We start from the raw sequence: 18,568 nt of genomic DNA, 5'->3' as shown, positions 1-18,568 counted from the left end.
CCGCACCTCGAACCAGGAGCCCCGCGTGAGCTTGAAGAAGGTCCTCATCGCCAACCGTGGCGAGATCGCCGTCCGCGTCGTCCGCGCCTGCAAGGACGCCGGCATCGGCTCCGTGGCGGTGTACGCCGACCCCGACCGCGACGCCCTCTTCGTCCGCCTGGCCGACGAGGCGCACTCCCTGGGCGGCGCGACGCCCGCCGAGTCCTACCTCGACATCGCCAAGATCATCGCCGTCGCGCAGCGGTCCGGCGCCGACTCCGTGCACCCCGGCTACGGCTTCCTGGCCGAGAACGCCGACTTCGCCCAGGCCGTCATCGACGCCGGGCTGATCTGGATCGGCCCGCCGCCGGCGGCCATCGAGGCTCTCGGCGACAAGGCGAAGGCCAAGCACATCGCCGACAAGGCGAACGCGCCCCTGGCGCCGGGCACCAAGGACCCGGTCGCCGACGCCGACGAGGTCGTCGAGTTCGCCAGGGCCAACGGCCTCCCCGTCGCCATCAAGGCCGTCTTCGGCGGCGGCGGGCGCGGCCTCAAGGTCGCCCGGACCCTGGAGGAGATCCCCGACGCCTACGAGTCCGCGGTGCGCGAGGCGGTCACCGCGTTCGGCCGCGGGGAGTGCCTGGTCGAGAAGTTCCTCGACAAGCCCCGCCACGTCGAGACCCAGTGCCTGGCCGACCAGCACGGCAACGTCGTCGTGGTCTCCACCCGCGACTGCTCGCTCCAGCGCCGCAACCAGAAGCTGGTCGAGGAGGCGCCCGCGCCGTTCCTCACCGACGCGCAGCTCACCGAGCTCTACGAGTCGTCCAAGCGGATCCTCAAGGAGGCCGGCTACCACGGCGCCGGCACCTGCGAGTTCCTCGTCGCGCAGGACGGCACGATCTCCTTCCTCGAGGTCAACACCCGCCTCCAGGTCGAGCACTGCGTCTCCGAGGAGGTCACCGGCATCGACCTGGTGCGCGAGATGTTCCGCATCGCCGCCGGCGAGGAGCTCGGCTACGACGACCCCGAGATCCGCGGGCACTCCATCGAGTACCGCATCAACGCCGAGGACGGCGGCCGCAACTTCATGCCCGCCCCCGGCACCCTGTCCGCGTGGAGCCCGCCGTCCGGTCCCGGCGTACGCCTCGACGGCGGCTACGAGAACGGCGAGACGATCCCCGGCTCGTTCGACTCCCTCATCGCCAAGCTGATCGTCACCGGCCGCGACCGCACCCAGGCGCTGGAGCGCTCGCGCCGCGCGCTCGACGAGTTCGTCGTCGACGGCATGCCCACCGTCATCCCGTTCCACCGCGCGGTCGTGCGGGACCCGGCGTACGTCGGTCCCTCCACCCCCGACGGCACCGGCTCCTTCGACGTCTACACCCAGTGGATCGAGACCGAGTTCGACAACCGGATCGAGCCGTACGCCGGCGACGCCGCGGAGGCCGCGGAGGCGGCCGAGCGGCAGAAGGTCACCGTGGAGGTCGGCGGTCGCCGCCTCGAGGTCGTCCTCCCGGCCGGGCTCGGCGGCCTCGCCGGTGCCGGCGGCGGCGCAGCCGGGGCGAAGAAGCCCCAGCGGTCGGCCAGGAAGGCCGGGGCCGCGGCGTCCGGCGACGCGGTCACCTCCCCGATGCAGGGCACGATCGTCAAGGTCGTCGTCACCGAGGGCCAGGAGGTCGCCGAGGGCGACACCATCGTGGTCATGGAGGCGATGAAGATGGAGCAGCCGCTCAAGGCCCACAAGTCCGGCACCGTCACCGGGCTCCAGGCCGAGGTCGGCGCGACCGTCGCCAACGGCGCGGTCATCTGCGAGATCCAGGGCTGACCGCCGCCCGATCCCCCCGGTAACGCCCCCGACTGCACACTCCCGCCCCCATCAGTGGGGGCGGGAGTGCACGTTCCGGGGCGTTACCGGGGGCGACCAGGACCGGCGCTCGCTCGCTGACCACGGAGCGCGCCGACCGGAGTACGGACCGGTAACCCCGGTCGCACCGGCCGATGGATAGCGTTCGGCCATGTTCTCCAAGGTGCTCGTCGCCAACCGTGGCGAGATCGCAGTCCGGGCCTTCCGCGCCGCACGCGAGATCGGTGCGCGCACAGTGGCCGTCTTCCCCCACGAGGACCGCTGGTCCGAGCACCGGATGAAGGCCGAGGAGGCCTACCAGATCGGCGAGGAGGGCCACCCGGTCCGCGCCTACCTCGACCACGAGGCGATCGTGGCGGTCGCCGTGGAGTGCGGCGCCGACGCCATCTACCCCGGCTACGGCTTCCTGTCCGAGAACCCCGCGCTCGCCGAGGCGTGCGCCGCCGCCGGCATCACCTTCATCGGCCCGAGCGCCGAGGTGCTCACGCTGACCGGCAACAAGGCGCGCGCGATCGCGGCGGCCCGCGCGGCCGGCGTACCCGTGCTGGAGTCCGTGCCTCCGTCGACCGACGTCAAGGAGCTCCTCGCCGCCGCCGAGCAGATCGAGGCGCCGCTCTTCGTCAAGGCCGTCGCGGGCGGCGGTGGCCGCGGCATGCGCCGCGTCGAGGACCGCGCCGACCTGCGCGAGGCCATCGAGACCTGCATGCGCGAGGCCGAGGGCGCCTTCGGCGACCCGACGGTCTTCATCGAGCAGGCCGTCGTCGACCCCCGCCACATCGAGGTCCAGATCCTCTCCGACGGCACTGGCTCCGACGAGGGCGTGATCCACCTCTACGAGCGGGACTGCTCGGTGCAGCGGCGCCACCAGAAGGTCGTCGAGATCGCGCCGGCACCCAACCTCGACCCCGAGCTGCGCGACCGGATCTGCGCCGACGCCGTCCGCTTCGCCCGCGAGATCGGCTACAAGAACGCCGGCACGGTCGAGTTCCTGCTCGACCCGGCCGGCCGCTACGTCTTCATCGAGATGAACCCCCGCATCCAGGTCGAGCACACCGTCACCGAGGAGGTGACCGCCGTCGACCTGGTGCAGTCGCAGATGCTCATCGCCGCCGGCGCCACGCTGGCCGACCTCGACCTCACCCAGGACGCCGTCGAGCCGCGCGGCTTCGCGCTGCAGTGCCGCATCACCACCGAGGACCCCGCCAACGGCTTCCGGCCCGACACCGGGAAGATCACCACCTACCGCTCCCCCGGTGGCCCGGGCGTGCGGCTCGACGGCGGCACGACCTACACCGGCGCCGAGATCAGCCCCCACTTCGACTCGATGCTCGCCAAGCTGACCTGCCGCGGCCGCACCTTCGAGGCCGCGGTGCAGAAGGCGCGGCGCGCGCTGCTGGAGTTCCGCATCCGCGGCGTCTCGACGAACGTCGGCTTCCTCCAGGCCGTGCTCGCCGACCCCGACTTCGCCGCGGGCGGCGTGACCACCTCCTTCATCGAGGACCACCCCAACCTGCTCAAGGCGAACCTCGGCGGCGACCGCGCCACGAAGCTGCTGGCCTACCTCGCCGACGTCACCGTCAACCAGCCGCACGGCCCGGCGCCCGTCTCCGTCGCTCCCGCCACCAAGCTGCCGCCGCTCGACCGCTCCCAGCCGGTGCCCCCCGGGACCCGCCAGCTGCTGCGCGACGTCGGGCCCGAGGAGTTCGCGCGCCGCCTGCGCGCGCAGGACCGGGTCGCGGTCACCGACACCACGTTCCGCGACGCGCACCAGTCGCTGCTCGCCACCCGCGTGCGCACCCGCGACCTCCTCGCTGTCGCCGACCACGTCGCCCGCACCACGCCGCAGCTGTGGTCGGTGGAGTGCTGGGGCGGGGCGACGTACGACGTCGCGCTCCGCTTCCTGGCCGAGGACCCGTGGGAGCGGCTGGCCGCGCTGCGCGAGGCGATCCCCAACGTCGGGCTCCAGATGCTGCTGCGCGGTCGCAACACCGTCGGCTACACGCCGTACCCCACTCAGGTCACCGAGGCCTTCGTGCAGGAGGCGGCCGAGACCGGCATCGACGTCTTCCGCATCTTCGACGCCCTCAACGACGTCTCGCAGATGCGGCCCGCCATCGACGCCGTCCGCGCCACCGGCACGTCGGTCGCCGAGGTCGCGCTCTGCTACACCGGCGACCTGTCCTCGCCCGACGAGCGGCTCTACACCCTCGACTACTACCTGCGCCTGGCCGACCAGATCGTCGAGGCCGGCGCCCACGTGCTGGCGATCAAGGACATGGCCGGCCTGCTGCGCGCCCCGGCGGCCCGCACCCTGGTCACCGCGCTGCGCGAGCGCTTCGACCTCCCGGTCCACCTCCACACCCACGACACCCCGGGCGGGCAGCTCGCCACGCTCGTCGCCGCGATCGAGTCGGGCGTCGACGCCGTCGACGCGGCGTGCGCGTCGATGGCGGGCACGACGTCCCAGCCGGCGCTGTCCGCGCTGGTCTCGGCCACCGACCACTCCGAGCGGGAGACCGGCCTGTCGCTGGCGGCGGTCAACGCGATGGAGCCCTACTGGGAGGCCGTGCGCCGCGTCTACGCGCCGTTCGAGTCCGGACTGCCGTCGCCGACCGGCCGCGTCTACCGCCACGAGATCCCCGGCGGGCAGCTCTCGAACCTGCGCCAGCAGGCGATCGCGCTCGGCCTCGGCGAGAAGTTCGAGCAGGTCGAGGACATGTACGCCGCGGCGAACGACATCCTCGGCAACGTCGTCAAGGTGACGCCCTCCTCCAAGGTGGTCGGCGACCTCGCCCTCGCGCTCGTCGCCGCGGGCGCGGACCCGGCGGAGTTCGAGGCCGACCCGGCGTCGTACGACGTGCCGGACTCGGTGATCGGCTTCCTCAACGGCGAGCTGGGCGACCCGCCCGGCGGCTGGCCCGAGCCGTTCCGCACCAAGGCGCTCGCCGGCCGCACCTGGAAGCAGCCGACGGAGGAGCTCACCGAGGAGCAGCAGGCGAGCCTGGCCTCCGACCGCCGCGCCACCCTCAACGAGCTGCTCTTCCCGGGCCCCACGGCCGCCTTCCGCGAGTCGCGCGAGGCCTTCGGCGACCTCTCGGCGGTCTCCACCATCGACTACCTCTACGGCCTGCGCCGCGGCGAGGAGCACCGCGTGCAGGTGCGCGAGGGCCGGGAGATGCTCTTCGGTCTCGAGGCGATCAGCGAGCCCGACGAGCGCGGCCTCCGCAACGTGATGGCCACCGTCGACGGCCAGATGCGACCCGTGCAGGTGCGCGACCGCAGCATCTCCGCCGAGGTCGCCTCGGCCGAGAAGGCCGACCCGAAGGACCGCGGCCACGTCGCCGCCCCCTACGACGGGGCGGTGACCGTGGCGGTCGCCGAGGGCGACGAGGTGCAGGCCGGGCAGACGGTGGCGACCATCGAGGCGATGAAGATGGAGGCCTCCATCACCGCGCCGGTGGCCGGCACGGTCGCGCGGCTGGCGGTGCCGTCGACGCAGGCCGTCGAGGGCGGCGACCTGGTGCTGGTGATCAGCCCTCGTTGAGGACGACCACGTCGGGGTCGGGCTCGGCGTACTCGCCCACCTCGGCGGGGTCCTCGCCGGTCACGTGCCGGAAGACCTCGACCGCGACAGCGCGCATACCGGTGATCGTGGGGTGGAACGGCGCCGCGACCCCGACGCGGAGCCGGGGCCCGTTGACCCACGCCCGGCCGCCGGCGCACACGTCGTGGCCCTCGGAGGCGGCCTCGAGGTCGACGTACTCACCACCCCCGGCGGTCGCGCCGCGCTCCAGCGCGTCGTTGAGGAGCCCCGCGACCTCGGCCACCGGACCGAGCACCTCGGCGGGTACCCCGACGGCCGGGCAGGTGCCCTCCGTGGGCAGGATGTCGGGATAGCCCACGACGAGGACCTCCGCGCCGGGCGCGGCGTCGCGGATGCGGCGCACCGCCTGCCGGACGCGGCCGGCCACCTTGCCGGCATCGGTGCGCAGCTGCGCGACCGGGCACTGCGCCGCCGTCCCGCGCTGGCACCGGATCAGGGAGTCGTAGATCCCGAAGTCGTTGCCGCCGATGCCGAGGGTGACCAGGTCGGTCTCCTCCGACACCGCGTCGAGCTGCGGGCGGGTCACGTTGCCGTCGAACATCGTCATCGGGTCGTACAGGTCCGCCGTCGTGGCGGCCGAGCACGTGACGTCGGTGTAGCTGGCCACGTCGAGCCAGTCGGCGAGGAAGGCCGGGTAGTTGTCCTTCGACCGCGCGCAGCCGCTGGGGTCGCTGCGCATCGTGCCGATGAACGGCCCGGCCGAGAACGAGTCACCCATCGCGACGTAGTCGACGGGCGTGGCGACCTCGGCGTTGACCACCGGGTCGGGCAGGTCGGCGTCGTCGTCGGCCGCTCCGCCGGACTGGCAGGCCGAGCCGGCGAGGACCAGCGCCGCCAGCGCGGCCGCGAGCCGGGCCCCGGGCAGCGGCACTACCGCACCGGACCCTTCTGCCGCGGCATCACGCTGAAGGTGAACCAGTCGGAGTAGAGCCCGAAGTAGGAGCGGACGGTGTCGCCGTCGACGCGGGCCGTGCCGGTGGTGCCGATGAACGCCATGTCGGTGACCCGACCGCCCCAGTCGCCGTTGCCGTCGCGCGAGATGACCTCGATCCTCGTCAGGTCGCCGATCGCGGGCCAGTGCCGCTCGACCTGGGTGTCGTCGATCACGGTCGTCCACGTGGAGTACTTCGGGTTCGCGAGGCCGTCGTAGGGGTCGGGCTGCGCGACGAGGTACGGCATGGACCCGGCGGCCGAGAAGCCGCCGTTGCTGGCGGAGAACTGGGTGAACGCGGGTCGGCCGTCGTGGAACAGGCCCTGCTTGGCGGTCGCCCGGATCGCCTCGGTCGCCGCCGGGTGCTCGACGTCGGCGCCGCCGTAGACCTGGCACTGGGTGGTGTCGCAGATGTCGTAGTGCGCCGCCGCCGGGTGCGCGCGCTCGTACGCCGCATAGGTGCGCGCCGCGACCGACTGGGCGCTGACCGCGGCCGGCTCCCACAGCGCCGGCACCTCCTGCGGCACGACGCCCCGCAGGTAGGCCTCCATGCCGACCCTGTTGACGGTCTGCCGCCGGCCGCCCTCGCGCGCGGCCACGGACTGGAGGGCGCCGCGGTACTCCCGGCGCGCGCCGCGCACGACGAGGGTGAGCCGGCCGTCCGCGGCGGTCAGCTCGGCCTCGCCCCGCACGGTCCGCCACGTGCGCCAGGCGCCGCCCTTGGTCCACTGGACCGCGGTGTCGTCGCCCCGCGCGACGAGGCGCCACTTGCGCGCCGCCACGGGCGGCAGCCGCCAGGTGCGCTTGCGGCCGAGCGTCGTGACCTTGATCCCGCGCTCGGCGACGACCTGCACGTCGCGCCCGGTGTCGGCGGTGATGAGCACGCGGAGCTTGCCGCGCACCGCGCCCCAGGTCGTGCCGGGGTAGTAGAACTCGTTGATCTGCCGCCACGAGAGCCCCTGCTGGGCCGCGCCGAGGGCGCCGTACTGCGACATCCCGCGCCCGTGGCCGAACCCGTGCCCGGTCACCGTGATCGCGGTGCTGCCCGTGACGGGCCAGGTCTCGGCCCGGCTGCGCGGCTCGGCGGCGCTCGCGACGGGCGCGGGCAGCATCGGCAGCAGCAGGGCGCCGGCTGCGAGCGCGAGGAACGTGCGGGTCCTGGTCATGGGCGTGGCTCTCCCCCGAGAACGACGGAACAAGAACCTCCGAGACTACAGGTGGTCCGCAGCGCGGGGGTCCGGACCGCGGGAACGGTGGCAGGATGGACTGCGTGCTGGGACGTCGCCGGAGGGAGAGGCACGCGCGCGAGCTCGCCGAGCTCGACGCCTTCCGCCAGGTGCGCCGCGCGGCCGACGAGGACGTCACCCGGTTCGGCGAGGAGCTCACCGCGCTCCACCTCGAGACCCTCGGCACCGACCTCGACGACGACATGCGCGCGGACTACCAGCGCGCGCTCGACGCCTACGAGGGCGCCAAGGCGGCGCTCCGCCGGGCGGAGGCCGCCGCCGACGTCACCACCGTCACCCGCACGCTGGCCGACGGGCGCTTCGCGCACGCGTGCGTGCTGGCCGCGCAGGCCGGGAAGCCCCGGCCCGAGCGCCGGCCACCCTGCTTCTTCGACCCGGCCCACGGTCCGGCCACCCGCGACGTCACGTGGGCGCCGCCCGGCGGGGTGCCGCGCGAGGTACCGGTCTGCTTCCGCGACGCCGAGCGGCTCGCCGCCGGCGAGCAGCCCGAGGTCCGCCTGGTCCGGCTCGGAGACCGCCGCGTCGCCTGGTTCGCCTCCGGTCCGACGTACGCCGCCTGGGCAGGCGGCTGGTACGCCGAGCTGGTGCAGGAGGGCCGGATGCAGGCCGAGCGGCTCACCATGGCGTACGCCGGCACGCCCGGCGGGGCGGGCGCGCAGCTGCCGCTCGCCGCCGCGTGGAGCGACCCGGGCTCGTGGGAGGCCGGCGGGATGATCGGCGGCCACGACTACAGCTGGTACGGCGGCGGTGACGGTGGAGGGGGCGGCGGCGGTGACGGTGGAGGGGGCGGCGACGGCGGAGGCGGGGGCGGGGGCGACTGACGCTCGCCCGGGACGGCTGTTCGGGGCCGCCTGTGACACTGGAGGGGTGCCCGAGGGAGACAGCGTCTGGAAGCTCGCGCGCCGGCTGGACCGCCAGCTGGTGGGGCGCACGGTCGTGCGGTCCGACTTCCGCACCCCGGCGCTGGCCACCCGCGACGTGTCCGGGCGCGAGGTGGTCGGGCACGACACCCACGGCAAGCACCTGCTGACCCGCTTCTCCGCGCTCGGCGACTCGCCTCCCGCCACGCTGCACAGCCACCTGCGGATGGACGGGTCGTGGTCGACCCTCGCACCGGGCAAGCGGCTGCCCGGCGGGGTGGTGCCCCACGTCCGCCTCGTCCTGGCGCTCGACGACGGCCGGACCGTGCACGGCATCCGCCTCCACGACCTCGCGCTCGTGCCCACCGACCGTGAGGCCGACCTGGTCGGACACCTGGGTCCCGACCCGCTCCGCGACGACTGGGACCCCGAGGAGGCCGTGCGCCGGCTGCTGCGCGAGCCGGCGACGCCGCTGGTCACCGCGCTGCTCGACCAGCGCTCGCTGGCCGGGCTGGGCAACCTGTGGGCCAACGAGCTCGCGTTCCTCACCGGCGTCAGCCCGTGGACCCCGGTCGGCGAGGTCGACGTCGCGCGCCTGGTCGAGCGGGCGGCGACGATGCTGCGCCACTCCGCCACGGTCGACGGCGCCTACCAGGTCACGACCGGGTCACCGGTCAGGGGCGACGACCACTGGGTCACCGGGCGGCAGCGCCAGGGCTGTCGCCGCTGCCGAGGCCCGGTCAGCGTGAGCGCCGAGGTGCCGGGCGACCCCGCCAACCGGCGCACCTGGTGGTGCCCGGCGTGCCAGCCCGGCCCGGGCCCGGAGATGCGGGTCGGCGGGAGCGGCGTCAGACGTGGTGCAGGCGGCGGGCAGCCTCGGCGACCGACCCGCTCATCGACGGGTAGACGGTGAACGCCTGGGCGAGCTGGTCGGCCGTCAGCGACTCCGCCACGGCGATCGACACCGGGTGGATCAGCTCGGAGGCCCGCGGTCCCACGACGACACCCCCGACGACGATGCCGGTGCCGGGGCGGCAGAACAGCTTCACGAAGCCGTCCCGCACGCCCTGCATCTTGGCGCGGGCGTTGCCGGCCAGGGGCAGGGTGACGACCTCGGCGTGGATCTCGCCGGCGTCGACGGCCTGCTGCGACCACCCGACCGTGGCGATCTCCGGGGAGGTGAAGACGTTCGAGGACACCTTCTTGAGGTCGAGCGGCGCCACGGCGTCGCCGAGGAAGTGCCACATCGCGATGCGGCCCTGCATCGCCGCCACCGAGGCGAGCATCAGCACTCCGGTGCAGTCGCCCGCGGCGTAGATGCCGCGCGCGGAGGTGCGCGAGACGCGGTCGACGGTGATGAACCCGCCGTCCCCGGTCGCCACGCCGGCCTCCTCGAGGCCGAGGTCGGCGGTGTTGGGCACCGACCCGAGGGCGAGGATGCAGTGGCTGCCCGAGACGGTGCGCCCGTCGGTCAGGGTGACCGTGACGGTGTCGCCGTCACGGGTGACCGACTGCATCCGCGACTGCCCCAGGACGTTCATGCCGCGTCGGGTGAGCACCTCCTCCAGCACCGCGGACGCGTCCGCGTCCTCCCCGGGCAGCACCCGGTCGCGGCTGCTGACGAGCGTCACGTCGATGCCGAGCGAGAGGTAGGCGCTGGCGAACTCGGCGCCCGTCACGCCCGAGCCGACGACGATGAGCTTCTCCGGCACCTCGGTGAGGTCGTAGACCTGCTCCCAGGTGAGGATCCGCTCGCCGTCGGGCTGGGCGCTGGGGAGCGTGCGCGGCGCCGCGCCGGTCGCCACGATGATCGCGTCGGCCCGCAGGGTCTCCTCACCGTCGGCGGTGGTCGCCACCACGGTCAGGTCGGGTCCGAGGCGGCCGCGACCGCGCACCATGCGTACGCCGTCCCGCTCGAGCCGGGCCGCGATGTCGGCCGACTGGTCGGCCGCGAGCTGCTTCACGCGCGCGTTGACGCGCCCCAGGTCGACCGCGATCGAGGTGGCGGCGTCGCCCTCGTGGTCGCGGAAGTTGACCCCGAGCTCGCGTGCCGAGGCCATCTCGGTCATCAGCTCCGAGGTCGCGATGAGGGTCTTGCTGGGCACGCAGTCGGTGAGGACGGCCGAACCACCCACCCCGTCGGTGTCGACGACGGTGACCTCGGCGCCGAGCTGGGCGGCCACGTGGGCCGCCTCGTAGCCGCCGGGGCCGCCGCCGATGATGACGATGTGGTCGGTCATCACAGGTTGATCATGTGGCCGGCGATGCCGTGGACGGCCTCCTTGACGGCCTCGCCCAGCGTCGGGTGGGCGAAGACGTTGCGGGCGACCTCGTCGGCGGTGAGGTCCCACTTCTGCGCCAGCGTCATCACCGGCAGCAGCTCGGTGACGTCCGGGCCGATCATGTGGGTGCCGATGATCTCGTTGTGCTCGGCGTCGGCGACGACCTTCACGAAGCCCACGGCCTCGCCGAGGCCCATCGCCTTGCCGTTGGCGGTGAAGGGGAACGTCGCGGTCTTGACGTCGTAGCCCTTCTCCCTGGCCTGCGCCTCGGTGTAGCCGAAGGAGCCGATCTGCGGCATGCAGTAGGTCGCGCGGGGCACGAAGTCGTAGTCCACCGGCATGGTCTCGGCGCCGTTGATGGTCTCGGCGGCGACGATGCCCATGGCCTCGGCGACGTGGGCGAGCATCATCTTGCCGGTGCAGTCGCCGATGGCGTAGACGCCCGGGACGTTGGTGCGGCAGTAGTCGTCGATCTCGATCGCGCCGCGCTCGGTGACGGTGACGCCGACGTTCTCGAGGCCGAAGCCCGTGACGCGGGGGGCGAAGCCGAACGCCGCGAGGAACTTGTCGGCCTCGAGCACCTGCTCGTCGCCGCCGGCCGCGGGGGCGACGGTGACCCTGACGCCCGAGCCGGTGTCCTCGACGCCCTTGACCGCCGTGGCCGTCATGACCTTCACGCCGAGCTTCTTGTAGTGCTTGAGCAGCTCCTTGGAGATGTCGGCGTCCTCGGTCGGGACCATCCGGTCGAGGAACTCCACGATCGTGACGTCGACCCCGAAGTTGGCCATCACGTAGGCGAACTCGACGCCGATAGCGCCGGAGCCGCCGATGATGATGGAGCCCGGGAGCTGGTCGTCGAGGATCTGCTCCTCGTAGGTGACGACGTTCTCGCTGAGCTCGACACCCGGCACCAGGCGCACCGTGGCGCCCGAGGCGATGATCAGGTTGTCGAAGGTGTAGCGGGTCGTCTGCCCGTCCTTGTCCGACACGTCGATGTCGTTGCGGCCCTGGAGCGTGCCCCAGCCGTCGATCTCGGTGATCTTGTTCTTCCGCATGAGGAAGTGCACGCCCTTGACGATGCCGGCGCTCACGTCACGGCTGCGCTTGTGGGTGGCACCGAAGGCCATCGACACCTCGCCCTCGATGCCGTACTTCGCCTTCTCGTGCTGCAGCGTGTGCGCCAGCTCGGCGTTCTTGAGCAGGGCCTTGGACGGGATGCAGCCGACGTTGAGGCAGACCCCTCCCCAGTACTTGTCCTCCACCACGGCCACCTTCTGGCCGAGCTGGGCTGCGCGGATCGCGGCGACGTAGCCACCGGGGCCGGCGCCGAGGACGAGGGTGTCGAAGTGCGTGTCGGTCACGCGCCCAGCCTAGTTGTCGGCCTCGCACGGCGGACACCCGAGGTCGCGGCTCGATATCGTGTGGCCCGTGACGCTCTACGCCGCCTACGGGACGAACCTCGATCCCGCCCGCATGAGCGAGCGCTGCCCCCACTCGATCCTCCAGTCCACCGGGTGGCTCACCGGCTGGCGGCTGACGTTCGGCGGCGAGGAGCACGGCTGGGACGGCGCGCTCTCCACGATCGTCCAGGACCCCTTCGAGCAGGTCTTCGTGGCGGTCTACGACGTGACGCCCGAGGACGAGCGCGCGCTCGACGGCTGGGAGTCCGCCGACACCGGGCTGTACCGCAAGACCAAGGTGCGGGTGCAGACGATGACCGGTCCGCTGGTCGTGTGGGCCTACGTTCTCGACGCCTACGAGGGCGGCCTGCCCTCGGCGTCCTACCTCGGCGTGCTGGCCGACGCCGCCGAGGCCGCCGGCGCGCCCGAGGACTACGTCGCCGCGCTGCGCCGCCGCGCGTGCCGCTCGACCGGGCTCTGACCCCGCACCTCCGGCCGAGGCGGTCTAGAGTTCGCGCGTGACCCACGCCGCAGCAGCCCCCACCCCCTACGAGCTCGCCGGATCCGCCGCCGCCCGGCTCGCCGACCTCACCGGAGTGGAGCGACACGACATCGCGCTCGTGCTCGGCTCCGGCTGGCTGCCCGCCGTCGACGCGCTGGGCGAGGCCACCGCCGAGATCGACACCACGGACCTCCCCGGCTTCAGCGCGGCGGCCGTCGCGGGGCACAGCGGCAAGATCCGCTCCATCCGCAGCGGCGGGAAGAACCTGCTGGTCTTCCTCTCCCGCACGCACTACTACGAGGGCAAGGGCGTCGCCGCCGTCGTCCACCCGGTCCGCACCGCGGCCGCGGCCGGGTGCTCGGCGATCGTGCTCACCAACGGCTGCGGGGGGCTCAAGGAGGGTTGGCAGCCCGGCCAGCCGGTGCTGATCTCCGACCACATCAACCTCACCGGCACCAGCCCGATCGTCGGCGCGACCTTCGTCGACCTCACCGACCTCTACAGCCCCCGCCTGCGAGCGATGTGCAAGGACCTCGACCACTCCCTCGACGAGGGCGTCTACGTCCAGTTCCCCGGGCCGCACTACGAGACCCCCGCCGAGGTCCGGATGGCCGGCATCATGGGCGGCCACCTGGTGGGGATGAGCACCACGCTCGAGGCCATCGCGGCCCGTGAGGCCGGCATGGAGGTCCTCGGCATCAGCCTGGTCACCAACCTCGCGGCCGGCCTGAGCGGCGAGCCGCTCGACCACGCGGAGGTCCTCGAGGCGGGCCGCGCGGCCGCCAGCCGGATGGGCGGGCTGCTCAGCCGGGTCGTGGCAGGCATCTGAGGCACGCGAGCGTGCGCGTCCTCGTCACCGGCGCCGCCGGGAGCATCGGCCGGGTCGTCACTCCCGGACTGACCGCCCTCGGCCACGACGTCGTCGGCCTCGACCTCGTCCCGGCCCCCGACGGCACCCCGTTCGCGTGGCACGAGGCCGACTGCGCCGACGCCGACGCCGTCGACGCGGTCCTCGCGGCCGAGCGGCTCGACGCGGTCGTGCACCTGGCGGGCGTGCCGGAGGAGCGCTCCCTGCCCGAGGAGCTCACCTCGCACGTGGTCACCACAGCGGCGCTGCTCGACGCCATGGTGGCCCACGACGTGCCGCGCATGGTCTACGCCTCCTCCAACCACGCCGTCGGCCGCACGCCGCGCGCCGACGGCGAGCTGACCGAGCACGCCGCCCCGCGCCCCGACACGTACTACGGGGTCGCCAAGGTCGCGGCGGAGGCGCTGCTGCGGCTCTTCGCCGACCGTCACGGCCTCGACGCCGTGGCGTGCCGCATCGGGTCGTTCCTCGAGGAGCCGACCACCGTCCGCGCGCTCTCGACGTGGCTCTCCCCCGGCGACGCCGTACGCATGGTCGACGCGGCACTCACCGCGCCCGCGCCCGGGTACGCCGTGCTCTACGGCATCAGCGCCAACACCCGCGCCTGGTGGGACCTCGAGCCCGGCCGCCGGCTGGGCTACCAGCCGCAGGACGACGCCGAGGCGTACGCCGACCGGGTCCAGGCGGGCCCCCACGACGAGGCGGAGGCCGAGTTCGTCGGCGGCCCCTATGCCACCGCCCGCTTCCACCGCCCGGCCCTGGGCGCGTGACGCTCGCGCCGCCGCCTCCGCTCCGCTGCTCCAGCCCCAGAATCCCCGCTTAAGCGGGGGAGTTCGAACTTCCGGGGGCGTGCAGGCCACTGGAAGTTCGCAATCCCCCGCTTAAGCGGGGGATTCGCGCCCGGGCGGCGACTCGCGCCGGCGACGCCGGGCGAGCCGGGGGGCCTTGACCTGGAGTGCACTCCAAGTCCGAGACTGGTGCGATGACCAGCCTGACCATCGCCGAGGCGGCCGAGAGGACCGGGCTGACCGCCCACACCCTGCGCTACTACGAGCGTGACGGGCTGCTCCTCCACGCCGTCGAGCGCGCGCCCTCGGGGCACCGGCGCTACACCGACGACGACCTCCGCTGGATCGAGATGGTGACCCGGCTCCGCGCCACGGGGATGCCCATCCGGGACGTACGCCGCTACGCCGCCCTCGTGCGCGACGGCGACGGCAACGAGTCCGAGCGGCTGGCGCTGTTGCTGGCGCACCGCGAGGTGGTCGAGAGGCAGCTGGCCGAGGTCACCTCCCACCTGCGTGCCATCGACCACAAGATCGCGCTCTACGAGAACCTGGCGCCCGCCTCCTGAGACCCCTGCCGCCCGCCCGCGCGCCGGGGCCTTGACCTGCAGCGCGCTCGAAGTCGGAGGGTGAGGGACATGACGAACACCTCCTCCACCGCACCCGTCGGGCAGCGCGACCTCGGCACCACCTCACCGCTCACGGTCAGCACGCTCGGACTCGGCTGCATGGGGATGTCGGAGTTCTACGGCACCCCCGACGAGCAGGCCGGGATCGACACCATCCACCGCGCGCTCGACCTCGGCGTCACCTTCCTCGACACCGCCGACATGTACGGCCCGTTCACCAACGAGCGCCTCGTCGGCCGGGCCATCGCGGGCCGCCGCGACGAGGTCCAGCTCGCGACCAAGTTCGGCAACGAGCGGAACCCGGACGGCTCGTGGGTGCGCATCAACGGCACCCCGGAGTACGTCCGCAGGGCCTGCGACGCCTCCCTCGAGCGGCTCGGCGTCGACCACATCGACCTCTACTACCAGCACCGCGTCGACAAGACGGTCCCCATCGAGGAGACGGTCGGGGCCATGGCGGAGCTCGTCGAGGCCGGGAAGGTGCGCCACCTCGGGCTGTCGGAGGCGGGCGCCGAGACGATCCGGCGCGCGCACGCCGTGCACCCGCTCACCGCGCTCCAGTCGGAGTACTCGCTCTTCACCCGCGACCTCGAGGACGCGATCCTGCCCGTCCTGCGGGAGCTCGGGATCGGGCTGGTCCCCTACTCCCCCCTCGGCCGCGGGATCCTCACCGGCGCCGTGACCCGGGAGTCCCTGGAGTCCGGCGACTCTCGCGCCGCAGGCCGCTTCCCCCGCTTCTCCGGCGACGCGCTCGACGCCAACCTCGCGCTCGTGGGGGAGGTCGTCCGGCTGGCGGAGGAGAAGGGCTGCACGCCCGGCCAGCTGGCGCTGGCGTGGGTGCTCGCGCAGGGCGACGACGGCCTGGGGGTCGCCCCGATCCCCGGCACCAAGCGGGTGGCCTACCTGGAGGAGAACGTCGGCGCTGTCGCCGTGGCGCTCACCCGCGACGACCTCGCGGCCTTGGAGCGGGCGGTCCCGCGCGACGCGGTCGCCGGCGACCGCTACGGCGACATGTCCACCATCGACGCCTGAGCGCACCCGGCCGGGATCGCCGCGGGGCACCGCGCGCCCGCGACGTCAGGTGGCGGCGATCCCGACCCGGCCCTCGCGGAACGCGTCCACGAACAGTGCGTGGTCCTTGCGCACGCGAGCGGCGTACTCGATCGCCCAGTCGGACAGCCAGGCGACGAGGTCGTTGCGCCGACCGTGCAGCGACCGCGCGATGGCCTCCTCGACCTGGAAGTCGACGAGGTCCTGCTGGCTGTCCTCGTCGGAGGCACAGTGGATCTTGGCGGTGGCCCGCCCCAGGAGGTCGACCACGGCGCGCATGTCCTCCGGCTCGTTGATGTCGCCCCAGTCGAGGTCGACCTCGTAGGGCGAGACCTCGGAGACGACGTAGCCCACGCCGTCGATGCTGGTGTGCCCGAGCAGCGGGTCGGTGTGCACCTGGAGGGCCCGCTGGCTGACGGCCGTGCGGTGGCCCTCGTGCTCGAAGTAGGCGTCGACGTCGGCGGTGTCGACGAACCTGCTCAGCGCCGGGACGTTGGCCTGCTTCATGCTCAGCACGACGTCGTTGTCCAGCGCCTGGCTGTAGCCCTCGACGAGCACGTTGTACGCCGGCAGCCCCGCGCTGCCGATGCCGAAGCCGGACTTGCCGACGACGTCGCGCAGCTCGTAGAAGAGCTCGCGGTCGAAGCGCTTGGAGTCGGGGATCGTGTCGAGGTAGCCGCCGAAGGCCGCCACGACCTTCTCGCGCTCGGTGCGCGAGAGCCGCCGCGTGGTGGCGTCCTCGAGGAACATGCGGGTGCCGCCCTGCATCGTGGTGACCCTGTCGAGGAGGTCCGCGCGCCGCATCCGGCGGGCCGACTGCAGCGCGGTCAGCACCGGCCCGTGGGCGGTGTCGAGGCGAATCTCGAAGCCCTCGTCGTCCTCGGTCCCGGTGTAGTGGTTGATCTGGGCCAGGTACGAGCGGGTGTAGCGGCCGACCAGCTTGCGGATCGCGTCCTCCGGCAGGGCCTTCTGCCAGCCGAGCAGCGCGAGGCTGGCCGCGAAGCGCTGCAGGTCCCAGGTGAAGCGTCCGAGGTAGGCCTCGTCGAAGTCGTTGACGTCGAAGATCAGCCTGCCGTCGGAGTTGAGGTAGGTGCCGAAGTTCTCCACGTGGAGGTCGCCGTGGATCCAGATGCGCTCCGCCCCGTGGGCGGCCCAGTCGTCGGAGGCCGCGGTGACGTCGTGGAAGAACAGGCACGCGGTGCCGCGGTAGAAGGCCAGCGGGTCACGCGCCATCTTGCGGTACTTCGCGCGGAACGCCGTCGGGTCGGCGCGCATCAGGGGCGCGAAGGCGTCGCGCAGCACCTCGACGATCACGCCGGTCCGGTCGCGGGTGGCCATGGGCGCACTCTAGGTGCCCGCTAGGTTTGCGCCATGGCAACCACCCAACTCGGTCCCAACACCGTCAGCACCGTCGGCGAGCTCCCGACGGTCGGCTCCCAGGCCCCCGGCTTCGAGCTGGTCGACTCCTCGTTCGGCTCGCTCACCGACGCCGACGTCGCCGGCAAGCGTGTGGTGCTCAACATCTTCCCGAGCATCGACACCGGCGTGTGCCAGGCGAGCGTGCGGAGGTTCAACGAGCTCGCCGCCGGGCTCCAGGACACGGCCGTCGTCAACGTGTCGGTCGACCTGCCCCTGGCGCAGGCCCGGTTCTGCGGCGCCGAGGGGATCGACGACGTGCTCGTCGGGTCGGCGTTCCGCTCGAGCTTCGGCCGGGACTACGGCGTCGAGATGGCCGACGGCGGCTGGCGCGGGATGCTCGCGCGTGCGGTGGTCGTGCTGGACGCCGACCGCACCGTCCTGCATACCCAGCTCACCGAGGCGATCGGCCAGGAGCCCGACTACGACGCGGCGGTCGCCGCCCTGAACTGAGGCCCACCGACTGCGCCTCGGGTCGCGGCGCTCACCGCCGCGACTCGAGCCAGTCGTGCTCGGCCCGCGGCAGCACCCGCGCCCTCAGGAACAGCTCGGCCAGGCCCTGGTCGCCCATCCACGCCCGGAAGTACATCGGCACCGTGAGTCCGTGCCCCGGGCGGTGCACCACCGTGACCGGGTCGCCCGGCTCGATGCGCCCGGGCTCGCGCACCGCGAGGTAGGCCCCCGTGCGGCCGTGCTCGGCGAAGCGGCGCATCCACCGGGGCTCCGCCATGTGCTTGGCGAACGTGGCGCAGGGCACCCGCGGTCCGCACACCTCGAGCAGGGCGCTGCCGACCTCCCACAGCTCGCCGACCTCGCTATCGTCGACCGCGAGCCCGCGGGTGGTGAGGTTCTCGCCGAACATCCCGTCGGGCAGGTCGCGAGCGAGCTCGCGGCCCCAGTGGTCCAGCTCCTCGCGCGCGACGGCGTACACCGCCTGCGTGGCTCCGCCGTGGTGCTTGCGGCTGTAGATCTCGTCGCCCACGACACCGCTGCCGAGCCCGCCGCGCTTGGGACCGGGGTCGCGGACGTCGATCCGGTCGACCGGGTGCTTGCGGATGCCGCTCGGGCGACGCATCCCCTCGACCGGCGCCAGGGCGCCGGCGTTGACGGAGAGCACGGTCGCGGTCACGGCGCCACGCTAGCCCGGGGTG

Annotated in this window: 16 protein-coding genes; 10 read left to right on the top strand and 6 right to left on the bottom strand. The window is 73.2% G+C overall.

The window, feature by feature from the left end:
• The first annotated feature begins 25 nt into the window (after positions 1 to 25).
• Positions 26 to 1,804, top strand: a complete 1,779-nt coding sequence (locus J3P38_RS16940) for an acetyl/propionyl/methylcrotonyl-CoA carboxylase subunit alpha (protein WP_307807974.1) — start codon at positions 26 to 28, stop codon at positions 1,802 to 1,804.
• Positions 1,805 to 1,994: 190 nt separating this feature from the next.
• A complete protein-coding gene (locus tag J3P38_RS16935) occupies positions 1,995 to 5,387 on the top strand; it encodes a pyruvate carboxylase (protein ID WP_210504465.1) in 3,393 nt (1,130 codons plus the stop codon).
• Here J3P38_RS16935 and J3P38_RS16930 read toward each other — a convergent pair.
• Together J3P38_RS16930 and J3P38_RS16925 are read right to left on the bottom strand one after the other, a co-directional pair.
• Positions 5,374 to 6,318, bottom strand: coding sequence for an SGNH/GDSL hydrolase family protein (locus tag J3P38_RS16930; RefSeq protein ID WP_210504463.1), 945 nt, complete (start codon positions 6,316 to 6,318; stop codon positions 5,374 to 5,376). The two genes, J3P38_RS16935 and J3P38_RS16930, sit on opposite strands and share 14 nt — an antisense overlap.
• Positions 6,318 to 7,544: a SpoIID/LytB domain-containing protein gene (locus J3P38_RS16925; protein ID WP_210504461.1), complete on the bottom strand. Its 1,227-nt coding sequence runs from the start codon at positions 7,542 to 7,544 to the stop codon at positions 6,318 to 6,320. Before J3P38_RS16925 ends, J3P38_RS16930 begins: the two co-directional genes overlap by 1 nt.
• A 104-nt stretch (positions 7,545 to 7,648) precedes the next feature.
• Here J3P38_RS16925 and J3P38_RS16920 point away from each other — a divergent pair, with 104 nt between their 5' ends.
• Both J3P38_RS16920 and J3P38_RS16915 read left to right on the top strand, forming a co-directional pair.
• The gene (locus J3P38_RS16920) at positions 7,649 to 8,446 is read left to right on the top strand and encodes a hypothetical protein (protein ID WP_210504459.1); all 798 of its coding nucleotides are present in this window, start codon (positions 7,649 to 7,651) and stop codon (positions 8,444 to 8,446) included.
• Between the two features lie 46 nt (positions 8,447 to 8,492).
• Positions 8,493 to 9,398 (top strand): DNA-formamidopyrimidine glycosylase family protein, encoded by a 906-nt coding sequence (locus J3P38_RS16915; protein ID WP_210504457.1) that lies wholly within the window; start codon positions 8,493 to 8,495, stop codon positions 9,396 to 9,398.
• Here the strand turns inward: J3P38_RS16915 and J3P38_RS16910 are convergent.
• Positions 9,334 to 10,725 carry an NAD(P)H-quinone dehydrogenase gene (locus J3P38_RS16910; protein ID WP_210504455.1) on the bottom strand — a complete coding sequence of 464 codons (1,392 nt, stop codon included), beginning with the start codon at positions 10,723 to 10,725 and terminating at the stop codon, positions 9,334 to 9,336. The genes J3P38_RS16915 and J3P38_RS16910 overlap by 65 nt on opposite strands.
• Positions 10,725 to 12,128, bottom strand: coding sequence for a dihydrolipoyl dehydrogenase (gene lpdA, locus J3P38_RS16905; RefSeq protein ID WP_210440178.1), 1,404 nt, complete (start codon positions 12,126 to 12,128; stop codon positions 10,725 to 10,727). Before lpdA ends, J3P38_RS16910 begins: the two co-directional genes overlap by 1 nt.
• 67 nt (positions 12,129 to 12,195) lie before the next feature.
• On the opposite strand from lpdA, the gene J3P38_RS16900 reads away from it, so the two are divergent.
• The 5 genes from J3P38_RS16900 to J3P38_RS16880 all read left to right on the top strand — a co-directional run bounded on the left by J3P38_RS16900 (position 12,196) and on the right by J3P38_RS16880 (position 15,983).
• Positions 12,196 to 12,648, top strand: a complete 453-nt coding sequence (locus tag J3P38_RS16900; protein WP_210440176.1) for a gamma-glutamylcyclotransferase — start codon at positions 12,196 to 12,198, stop codon at positions 12,646 to 12,648.
• Between the two features lie 37 nt (positions 12,649 to 12,685).
• Complete coding sequence (locus J3P38_RS16895) at positions 12,686 to 13,498, top strand: purine-nucleoside phosphorylase (RefSeq protein WP_210504453.1); 813 nt, start codon at positions 12,686 to 12,688, stop codon at positions 13,496 to 13,498.
• An 11-nt stretch (positions 13,499 to 13,509) separates the two neighbouring features.
• Positions 13,510 to 14,307: an NAD-dependent epimerase/dehydratase family protein gene (locus J3P38_RS16890; protein WP_210504452.1), complete on the top strand. Its 798-nt coding sequence runs from the start codon at positions 13,510 to 13,512 to the stop codon at positions 14,305 to 14,307.
• Positions 14,308 to 14,519: 212 nt separating this feature from the next.
• Positions 14,520 to 14,891 carry a MerR family transcriptional regulator gene (locus tag J3P38_RS16885; protein WP_210440171.1) on the top strand — a complete coding sequence of 124 codons (372 nt, stop codon included), beginning with the start codon at positions 14,520 to 14,522 and terminating at the stop codon, positions 14,889 to 14,891.
• A 69-nt stretch (positions 14,892 to 14,960) separates the two neighbouring features.
• A complete protein-coding gene (locus J3P38_RS16880) occupies positions 14,961 to 15,983 on the top strand; it encodes an aldo/keto reductase (RefSeq protein ID WP_210440170.1) in 1,023 nt (340 codons plus the stop codon).
• Positions 15,984 to 16,028: 45 nt separating this feature from the next.
• Here the strand turns inward: J3P38_RS16880 and J3P38_RS16875 are convergent, their stop codons facing one another.
• Complete coding sequence (locus J3P38_RS16875) at positions 16,029 to 17,339, bottom strand: DUF2252 domain-containing protein (RefSeq protein ID WP_210440168.1); 1,311 nt, start codon at positions 17,337 to 17,339, stop codon at positions 16,029 to 16,031.
• A 33-nt stretch (positions 17,340 to 17,372) separates the two neighbouring features.
• On the opposite strand from J3P38_RS16875, the gene tpx reads away from it, so the two are divergent.
• Positions 17,373 to 17,870, top strand: a complete 498-nt coding sequence (tpx, locus tag J3P38_RS16870) for a thiol peroxidase (RefSeq protein WP_210440167.1) — start codon at positions 17,373 to 17,375, stop codon at positions 17,868 to 17,870.
• Positions 17,871 to 17,901: 31 nt separating this feature from the next.
• Here the strand turns inward: tpx and J3P38_RS16865 are convergent, their stop codons facing one another.
• A complete protein-coding gene (locus tag J3P38_RS16865) occupies positions 17,902 to 18,546 on the bottom strand; it encodes an MOSC domain-containing protein (protein ID WP_210440165.1) in 645 nt (214 codons plus the stop codon).
• Positions 18,547 to 18,568 lie beyond the last annotated feature (22 nt).

Origin of the sequence: Nocardioides xinjiangensis, from assembly GCF_017916455.1 — a bacterium.
In the GTDB taxonomy this organism is placed as follows: Bacteria; Actinomycetota; Actinomycetes; order Propionibacteriales; family Nocardioidaceae; genus Nocardioides; species Nocardioides xinjiangensis.
The sequence above is the reverse complement of the archived record's forward strand: the minus strand, read 5'-3'. Positions and strand labels throughout refer to the sequence as shown.